We start from the raw sequence: 9,169 nt of genomic DNA, 5'->3' as shown, positions 1-9,169 counted from the left end.
CGGAGCAGCGTCGATCTGGTCATACGCCTTGAACTCGCCGAAATACTTCGTGATCGCTGCCGTCAGAGACGTCTTGCCGTGGTCAACGTGGCCGATCGTGCCGATGTTTACGTGCGGCTTGTTGCGCTCAAACTTACTCTTTGCCATTTGAATGCTTCCTGTGAACGAAATGGGTGACCCCGGCGAACCGGTTTAGTGCCGCCGTTTAAGGCTTTCGGCGAGATTGCGCAAGACCTAATTGCGAACGGCATTCCGGGGGTTGCTGCCCATATGGGAAGCAATTGACGCAACGCAAGACGCGGCACCGAACCGGCTTGGAAATTTTTGAAAATCCAAGAGAATCCGGAAAGCTGTGAGCCACGGTAAAAACCCGCCGTTCCGTGGAACGGGTGGGAGCACATTTCGTTAATGCGCGCCTGAGTAGTATCGGATGAAAGCGCCGTAACCGCATCTTCGCAGCGCATTTATGTCAGGACGATTCCGCCATGAGTTTATCCCTGAAGGCCTTGTTGCGCTATTGGCGCGCCGCCCTGCTCGACGGCAACCGCCATATTGACCCTGAAAGCCTGTCGCTTCGCGAGTGCAGCTATCGCGAGCTGGCAGCTGGTCATCTCGGCAATGACACGCTGACGGCGCTGTGGGCGCAGGCCGAGCAAGGCCTTTCGCGCAAAGCGCGCTAAGAGTTGAAATCCATCAGCCTTGTGGCGGCGATGCAAATACTGGAGCCTGAACATCTGCATTCGGCCAGCTTCAACACCATGAAGCACCGGCGCGTGCCGCTGTGGATCTGCTTCAGGGCCGACAGGGATGGACGGCTCTATCCACTGGGCAGCACTGAGGAACAGATCATCATCGATCGCGCGGTCATTGCGCCGCTGGCTTCCGGCACGCCGACGTTCACGACACTGGCTGCCGTTGACACATACCTGGACGGAAATCCTCCGCCGGCTGAAAATTCAGACTGGGCCGCATTCTGGGCCTACGCGGTGGCGACCTTCTCCGGGATTTTCGGCGAGCCGCCAGAACGCTACCGCCCTGCCCGTCATGTCAGTCTCGGGCCGTTCGTTGCCTGCGGCACACGACCTGCCGATACGAGCCGCGCCATCCGTGCCGTCTTCGAACATCTGATCGATAGCGGCAGTGAGGCACCGCCGCTGCTCGCCAAGCTCATCGCGCCACCATCGCCCGAGGACATACGCTCGGCCCGCCACAGGGCGGAGGCGGCCGGACGCCATCTTGGCCAGATGGGCGGAGAATTCCCCTTGAACGACAGCCAGAGACTCGCTCTCGACGCGCTGCTGATATCCGGCAACGGCGACGTCATCGCCGTCAATGGTCCGCCCGGCACAGGGAAAACCACATTCATACAGAGCGCCGTTGCGTCGCTGTGGGTCGAGCATGCGCTCAAGGAGAATGGGGAGCCACCCGTCATTCTGGCCAGCTCGACGAACAACAAGGCCATCACCAATATTCTCGACACCTTTGCGCGCGCGACGCTACCGGACGATCATCCGCTCAGCAAATCGGCTCTCGTTCAACGGTGGCTGCCGAAGCTGACGCAATACGGTCTCTACCTTCCCTCGAAACGCGAGGCCGATAAGGGCATCAAGAAGGAATTGGCGGCCGCTTGGTGCATCCAGCACGGGCAGCCATGGAGCGGCCTGCCGGGGCAGATGGAAAACGACGATTACGTCCGCGGGGCGGCTGCATTCTGGCTTGGCCGGTTCGAACATTGGGCAGGCACCAAAACCACGAGCCTCAGCGAGGCCGTCGAGACGCTACGGCAGGTTCTCGCGGCCAAGGCGACAGCGTTGAAAGCCAGTCAACGTCATCGGATGAACCTGTTGGCACTTTTGCCGGAGGGCCACGGTCCAAACCGGACGGATATCGACCGCCTGAGGTCTGTCGCCATGGATCAAAAGCGCCGGCTTGATGGGTCACGGACGATCGTGCATCAGGCATTGCAGTTGATGCATGGATCGCTGATCGAGTCGCTGCTGTCCTGGCTGCCCGCCGTTCGCCGCCGGCTATGGGCTCGAACTCATGCGTTTCTGGCGGCCAACGGCGTCGCCGACCCGCGCTGGGGATGGGAAACCGCATTGGACGCGGGGGAACTACGCCGCTTTCTTGGTGCCCATGTCGGAGATATCGAGACAGAGCTTGCGTCCAACGAGAAGATCATCGCTGGATGGGACGCTTGGATCGCGTCGCTCCGTTCGCTACTCCCCTCTCAATCCCTGCAAACTGTTGCTCAAGAACCCGGCAAGACCGATCTCATATTGGACATGCTGGTGCGCCCGGAGTTGTTTCACCTTGCGGGACGCTATTGGGAGGGCCGATGGCTTATCGAAGTTGCAGAGGCACTCGTCAGCAATACCAAGAGGTTTACTGGCCGCGACCGGGAGACCTGCGAGAAGCGGTGGCGGCGCTTCGCGAAGCTATCGCCCTGCCTCGTCTCGACCGCCTATACCGCACCGCGCCTGCGCGACTATTTCAACGGCCGGTCTCAGCCACTGACTGAATTCGTCGATCTGCTGATCATCGACGAGGCAGGGCAAGTGCCGCCGCAAGCCGGCGCCGCCTTATTCGCCTTCGCCCGCAAGGCGCTGGTCGTCGGCGACACGCAACAGCTTGAGCCCGTCTGGGGGATCGACGCGGATACCGATATCGGCAACCTTGAATTCCTGGAGATGAGCGGTGAGCGATCGCTTATAGAGCGTAACGGGCTGATGGCATCGGAAGGTTCTGTTATGGCGATGGCTCAGGCGGCCACTGCCTTCACCCTGCCGCCTCACCGGGGACTGTTCCTCGAAGAGCATTGGCGGTGCCGGCCTTCGGTGATCGCCTACTGCAACGAGCTGGCCTATCGCGGCGCGCTGAAGCCGATGCGTAGAGACAGCGAACATCCGCTGCCGCCGCTCGGCTACGCCCACGTTCCCGGCCGGGCAATGCGGAATGGACTGAGCTGGACCAATGCCGACGAGGCCGCAGTGCTTGCGCGGTGGCTCGCACACCGCCGGACGCAACTGATCGAGCACCACCGCGCCAGTAAGCTCGGAGACGTGCTCGCCGTCGTTACACCGTTCCGCGCCCAAATTCCGGTCCTGAACGCAGCGCTGCAGAGCGCTAGTCTTGATCAGGAAGAGATCACCGTCGGCACCGTGCACACGCTGCAAGGGGCCGAGAAGCCTGTTGTCCTATTCTCGGCGGTCTATGGTGCGGGCCAATCTACCGGCATGTTTTTTGACCGCGGCGTCTCGATGCTGAACGTCGCGGTATCCCGGGCGCGGGAGAGTTTCCTGGTGTTCGGCGACGTCAGGCTATTCCGGCCCGAACAACCATCGCTGCCATCCGGCCTGCTCGCCTCTTATCTCTTCTCCTCGCCGGAGAACGAAATTACCGATATCGATTCGATCAGCCCTCTTACGCTGCGCGTCACCGACGATCTCGAGCGGCTGGCGAGCCTCGATGCACATCGCCATGTGCTGCGCAGCGCAATCGCCGAGGCGCAGAGCCGCGTACTGATCGTCTCACCTTACCTGTCGCACAAAGCCATAGAGGCCGACGATCTCGGCTCGCTGATCCACGCACGCAGGGACAATGTGCGGGTGGTTGTCGCCTATGACCGGTTTTTGAATTCGGGCCGTAGCGGAATTATGCAATCAGGCGCGGCAGCGGCAATTGCTCTGCTTCAGAACGCCGGCGCCGAGATCTGGGCCTTGAACGGTGTGCATAACGAGACCATAGCCGTGGATGACAGCTGGATTGTCGAGGGGTCGTTCAACTGGCTGTCGGCGCTGCGCAACCGCGATAGCGACTATCAGCGGCACGAGGTATCTTTCCTCTACCGCGGCAAGGATGCCCCGGCCCATGTGAGCAACGCCTGGCAGGAGGCCGAATCATTTCGCATCATGCCGGATATGGCACGCGGCTGAACGATCAGAGAAAACGATCAAGGGATAAACTGGAGCGGGTAGCGGGAATCGAACCCGCGTATTCAGCTTGGAAGGCTGCTGCTCTACCATTGAGCTATACCCGCGGGATTGGTCTTGGCCCGACCAGAGAACGAATGGTGGAGAGAGTTGGATTTGAACCAACGTAGGCTGAGCCAACGGATTTACAGTCCGTCCCCTTTAACCACTCGGGCATCTCTCCATTCGTTTCGTCTGGATCGGAAGACCAAGCTTGCGACCGTCTGGCGTTGCCGCCCCTCGGTCTGCGCCGCGTATATGACCGGACGATTTCCTCATGTCAACACGATGACTGCGGAAAAAATGTGAAAAATTTCATCGCCTGTTGAAAGGCCCTCTGTGAAAGAAGTCCTATGCGCGGAGAGTTGCCGCCGTTATAAAAGCCGCATGAGCAAAGACAACAAATTCACCGGCAAGCCCGACACCGACAAAACCGCCAAGGATACGCATTATGCGACCTTGCGCCGCCAGCACCGCGATGCAAAGCGCGAGCGCGGCGACATACCGACCCCCGGCCCGCAGAAGCGCAAGCGCGGCGGCGATGACTGGAAGCCGCCGGTTCTGGCGCCTGAGCAGGTCTATCTCTATGGCCTGCACACGGTTCGCGCGGCGCTCGAAAATCCCGAGCGCAAGAACATCAAGCTGTCCGTGACGCAGAATGCGCTGGCGCGCCTCGAGATCAATCCCGAGAACATGAAGATCCCGGTCGAGATGGTCTCGCCGCAGGATATCGACAAGATGCTCGGCCCCGATGCGATCCACCAGGGCGTAATGCTGGAGACGCGGCCCCTGCCCGTCCGCCGGCTGGAAGCCTTGAAGGACAGCCCGTTGCTTCTGGTTCTCGACCAGGTGACCGATCCGCATAATGTCGGCGCCATCATGCGCTCGGCAGTGGCATTCAATGCCGGTGCGGTTATCACCACCCAGAGACATAGCCCGACAGAATCAGGTGTGATGGCGAAATCGGCCTCCGGGGCGCTGGAACTGATTCCTTATATCCAGATCACCAATCTGGCCGACGCCGTCGGCGAGCTGCACAAGCTCGGTTTTGTGACGATCGGCCTCGATTCGGAAGGGCCGGCTCCGCTTGAGGGAACGTTCACAGGTGACAAGGTGGCGCTCGTTCTCGGCTCTGAAGGCAAGGGCCTGAGGCAGAAGACCCGCGAGACGGTCAATGCGCTCGCCCGGCTCGATATGCCCGGCGCCATCAAGTCGCTGAACGTTTCGAACGCGGCGGCCATCGCCATGTATGCGGCGCGGCAATATCTCGCGAAATAGGACCCGGGTCTCAAAATGAACGCATGCCGGGGCTAGAGCGTTTCCTGGGTATATTGAAGCATTCTGTTGGCTCAAACGGAGTCGGATGGTCGACCGGCTGGCGCGCGTCGTAGCCAGATTTACGGCCAAGCCAGCCGGTCGATCAGGCGGCCCGTTTCAGCCAACCCCGCAGGGGCCGGGCATCTTTCCGCCAGGATCAAAGGCGATCGGCTCGGACGTACCTGGGGTATGCCCTTCGCCAATCGCCTTTGCCCCGTCGAAAACCTGCTCCGGCAGAATGCTTCAATATAACCAGGAAACGCTCTAGATGGCGGCGAACCGAAAACAGCAAGAGAGAAGGAAACGATCCGGCATGGCAATCCGGCCCCTCCTGTTTGGTATTCTGTTCGTCGCAGTCTTCGTCGGCATCATTCTCAGCCTCGTCTGGGTCGATCCCTCCCATCCGGTGCGCCAGCCCGATCCGCTGGCCCCCGCGGCCCCCGGGCCCTCTGCCCCAGCTCCTGTGCAATAGGGCTTCCGGAACCTCAAACATCTCCGCGCGTTTGTCCCGCAGGTTAATGCAAGGAAGAACGCATGCGAATCATGATCGCCGTCGTAGTTCTAATGGTCGGCTCGGTGCTGAGCATCGTGATGATGGCGCCATCCGGCACCGGACAGACCGGCAACGGCGCCAAGATCGAGGCAAGCATCAACGAGCCTGTGCAGCAGTAGGCCGGCCGCCCGGCCGAGTAAAAGAAAAACCCCGGTATCGCTGGGGCTTTTTTGTCAGTTGGTCGCCTTTTCGACGGAAATCTCGCCGAACTCGTCGATCAGCACGGTCCATCCATCCGGCTCGGCGTCCGGATCGGTCTTCAGATAGACGGTGGCGAACAGTCCGGGCTGTTTGATGATCCCAGTCGAGTTCTCCGGACGGATATCGGTGACATAGGGTTTGAGATCGGTGAATTCGTGCAGTTCCACAGTAGAGACGATCTGCGGCCCGCCATCGGTTTGCGCCACCTGCTGCAGATAGACCTTCGATGTGCGGTCATCCTGGCGGACGGAGAAGAGCTTGTAATAGCCATGACGCGACTCTCCGGGTTTTGCCGCCGTTTGATCGGCAGATACGGGTTTGCCTGACGCGTCGGGCGTGCGCTCGATGGCGATGTCAGCCTTGCTTTCTTCCCAATATCCCGTGCTGGTGGCGAAGGTGACAGCGGACGGCAGGATCGTCTCTATGCCTGGAGCCGCCTCGGCAATCCCTGCGCCCGTCAGGAGTGTGGCCGCCAATAGAAAAGTCCCTGCCCTCATCGTTAGTCCTCGAACTGTTCTGCCAGAATGCGGTCCGACCACGAACGATCGGGATCGGAGAGGATGCGCGCCGTCATGTGCTCGGACTGGGCGATGCGCACATGCAGCACCGACTTGACCTCGGAATTATCGGCAACGGCGTTCACGGGCCGCTTCTCCGCTTCCAGAATATGGATATCGACCGTCACCTTGTTCGGCAGCAGCGCGCCACGCCAGCGCCGCGGCCTGAAGGCGCTGACCGGCGTCAACGCCAGAAGCGGCGCTTCCAGCGGCAGGATCGGGCCGTGTGCGGAAAGATTGTAGGCGGTGGAGCCCGCCGGTGTCGCCACCATCACACCGTCGCAGATCAACTCCGGCAGCCTGACATGGCCGTCCACCTCGACGCGAAGCTTGGCCGCCTGATAGGACTGGCGAAACAGCGACACCTCGTTGATGGCGAGCGCCTCGGAATTCGTGCCATCGGCATTGGCCGTCGTCATCTGCAGGGGACGGAAGACGTTTTCGACAGCAGCACAGATGCGCTCCTGCAGATCCTCGGTGCGGTAATCGTTCATCAGGAAGCCGACGGAGCCGCGGTTCATGCCATAGACCAGCTTGCCGCTGTTCATAATTCCATGCAGCGTCTGCAGCATGAAGCCATCGCCGCCGAGCGCGACGATCACATCCGCCTCTTCGGCCGGCACGTCGCCGTAGATCCGAATCAGCTCCTCGCGCGCAGCAAGCGCTTCAGTCGTGGAGGAAGCCAGAAAACCAAGCGTCTGAAATGACCGGCCCATTCAATGCCCTTTGTTATGCTCGCCTAGCTAAAGGATAAAGGGCTTGTGCGACAAGGTGTTTTGACATCAATACAAAGTGCGGAAACGCGACAAAGCGTGAGCATCCGGCATTTCCGCGAAACGGCTCCGGCGGGGCGCGATAGTTTCCGCTAACCGCTGTTGTCGCCCAGCACGATTTCCGCGATTCTGCAGCCGAAACCGTTCACGAATTCGCGCCGATGCCGGATTTTGCCTTTACACGAATTCAGAATCTGGTAGTTGGCACGCATTGCCCTTGTAGCTCAGTTGGTAGAGCACCTGATTTGTAATCAGGGGGTCGCGGGTTCGAACCCTGCCGGGGGCACCACTCACTCATAGCGAAATCAGAAGCGTAGCCGGATGGCGCCTGCTCTGCAGGCGGGTGCCTGTTCCAGAATTTGACGCTGCGCTCCCAAAACATGGCGCACGGCGCGATTGCGCCCCGCTCATGACCCGCGGCTCAAGGCCTCGTCAACCAGACGCGACAGCAGCGCCGTGCCTGGACCCAACGGCTTGAGATGATCCATATCTCCGAAAAAGCCGTCTTCAAAATCATCGTGGTCATAGAGATCAAGCACCTGGACGTGAGCATGCCCATCGGTTCGCTGCTTCAGACCGCGAAACAATTCGGCACCTGGGGCGCGAATCCGGAAATCGCTTCGGACTGGGGGAACGACGACAAGCAGCCTGTGGCGGTTTTGCGCCGACAAGCTGATCAACATTTCGAGATAAGGAAGTGCGTTTTCCCGACGATTGAACTTCATGTGATCTGCGACGCGCTGTTCCGTCGTCATGCGCGGAGGCATGAAGCTCTTGTTATAGTCGGGCAGAAACCCGGAGCGCCCCGAAACGTCCACGGACAAATCCCCAAGTTTGCCCACCACGGTTTCGTAGAGGCTGGTAAGCGACGGATCCTCGTAGTCCAATCCGAGATTGAACAGCTCATTGATAGCCACCGAGATCATGCCTTCGGATCGCGAGCGATCGAGCACCCATCCCGGTGAGAAAACCGAATAGAAGACAACGATGGTGCGGAGCGACTCGAGCTGCTCCGAAAGGGTCTTGTAGAGAAAGTAGGAGTATTTCAGATCCTGTGATCGGCAGCACAGGTTGAAAGATCCGGGCAGATACGCCGGATCGAAGCCGAAATCGCCATGCGACGAACCGGCAACGAGCGTGGTGACACTTGCCGCCTCGGCTCTCAGCATCGTGCGCTTTGCGGTCAGCAGGAGCACATATTGCTCGAACATAGCGGGAAATGGTTCATCCATGTCCGTCTCCATCGAATAGGCCAAGCACTGTTAAACGATAGAAGGCTTTTGCCGGGCTTGCGATCGAACAGGCAAGCCACGACGACGCTGATGCTATCTGTGCGCCGTCGCATCTCTCGTTGCTCAAGCCGCTCTATCTCTTGTCCTCTTCGATGAACCGGACATGAAGCCCGTCTTCAGAGCGAGTTCAGGCCCGCGGGGTCACCTTGGGTCATGAAATAGCAAGGAGATGCGCTATGAAAATCGTCCATTTGGCGGTTGCTGCTGTTCTTTCCATCGGTTCGGCCTTCGTTGCTGTCGAGCCTGCGGCGGCGATGCCGCGGTCTCAGGCGCCGGTCGCTGCCGTCGAGAAGAGCGATGTGGTTCAGGTCCGGCACCGGGATCGCCGCTACTACCGGGATCATCGCCCGCGTTATCGCGACAGCTGGCGCTATGACCGCCGTCACCACCGGGATTGGCGGGCCGAGCGGCGCTGGCGGGGTGATCGCGATTGGCGGTATCGCGACCGCTACTACCGGCCGCATCGGAACGGCGTCTATTTCCGCCTGAACCTTTAGAACGAAAA

The 9,169-nt window shown here is 60.1% G+C and carries 9 protein-coding genes and 3 tRNA genes; 6 read left to right on the top strand and 6 right to left on the bottom strand.

The window, feature by feature from the left end; all coding sequences use genetic code 11:
* Positions 1-147: GTP-binding protein (locus tag AC1DNK_RS16425; protein ID WP_421387882.1), on the bottom strand; the 147-nt coding region annotated here is incomplete at its 3' end.
* Positions 148-485: 338 nt separating this feature from the next.
* Here AC1DNK_RS16425 and AC1DNK_RS16420 point away from each other — a divergent pair.
* Entirely contained in the window at positions 486-680 is a 195-nt protein-coding gene (locus AC1DNK_RS16420; protein WP_477942179.1) for a hypothetical protein, read from the top strand.
* Positions 681-683: 3 nt separating this feature from the next.
* Positions 684-3,935, top strand: a complete 3,252-nt coding sequence (locus tag AC1DNK_RS16415) for an AAA domain-containing protein (RefSeq protein WP_477942178.1) — start codon at positions 684-686, stop codon at positions 3,933-3,935.
* Between the two features lie 30 nt (positions 3,936-3,965).
* Here the strand turns inward: AC1DNK_RS16415 and AC1DNK_RS16410 are convergent.
* Positions 3,966-4,039, bottom strand: a tRNA-Gly gene (locus tag AC1DNK_RS16410).
* A 31-nt stretch (positions 4,040-4,070) separates the two neighbouring features.
* Positions 4,071-4,155 (bottom strand) — tRNA-Tyr (locus AC1DNK_RS16405).
* Between the two features lie 203 nt (positions 4,156-4,358).
* Between AC1DNK_RS16405 and rlmB the strand changes: the two genes are divergently transcribed.
* The gene (gene rlmB / locus AC1DNK_RS16400) at positions 4,359-5,249 is read left to right on the top strand and encodes a 23S rRNA (guanosine(2251)-2'-O)-methyltransferase RlmB (RefSeq protein ID WP_112389737.1); all 891 of its coding nucleotides are present in this window, start codon (positions 4,359-4,361) and stop codon (positions 5,247-5,249) included.
* 573 nt (positions 5,250-5,822) lie between these two features.
* Complete coding sequence (locus tag AC1DNK_RS16395; protein WP_310298660.1) at positions 5,823-5,960, top strand: hypothetical protein; 138 nt, start codon at positions 5,823-5,825, stop codon at positions 5,958-5,960.
* 54 nt (positions 5,961-6,014) lie between these two features.
* Here the strand turns inward: AC1DNK_RS16395 and AC1DNK_RS16390 are convergent, their stop codons facing one another.
* Together AC1DNK_RS16390 and AC1DNK_RS16385 are read right to left on the bottom strand one after the other, a co-directional pair.
* Entirely contained in the window at positions 6,015-6,539 is a 525-nt protein-coding gene (locus AC1DNK_RS16390) for a hypothetical protein (protein WP_477942177.1), read from the bottom strand.
* Positions 6,540-6,541: 2 nt separating this feature from the next.
* A complete protein-coding gene (locus tag AC1DNK_RS16385; protein ID WP_112537373.1) occupies positions 6,542-7,315 on the bottom strand; it encodes an NAD kinase in 774 nt (257 codons plus the stop codon).
* 270 nt (positions 7,316-7,585) lie between these two features.
* On the opposite strand from AC1DNK_RS16385, the gene AC1DNK_RS16380 reads away from it, so the two are divergent.
* Positions 7,586-7,661, top strand: a tRNA-Thr gene (locus AC1DNK_RS16380).
* A 118-nt stretch (positions 7,662-7,779) separates the two neighbouring features.
* Here the strand turns inward: AC1DNK_RS16380 and AC1DNK_RS16375 are convergent.
* Positions 7,780-8,616: a hypothetical protein gene (locus AC1DNK_RS16375; protein ID WP_477942175.1), complete on the bottom strand. Its 837-nt coding sequence runs from the start codon at positions 8,614-8,616 to the stop codon at positions 7,780-7,782.
* Positions 8,617-8,840: 224 nt separating this feature from the next.
* Between AC1DNK_RS16375 and AC1DNK_RS16370 the strand changes: the two genes are divergently transcribed.
* Entirely contained in the window at positions 8,841-9,161 is a 321-nt protein-coding gene (locus AC1DNK_RS16370) for a hypothetical protein (protein ID WP_310298653.1), read from the top strand.
* Positions 9,162-9,169 lie beyond the last annotated feature (8 nt).

The organism is Rhizobium sp. 01N424 (assembly GCF_056399485.1).
This window is presented reverse-complemented; position numbering and strand designations above follow the sequence as displayed.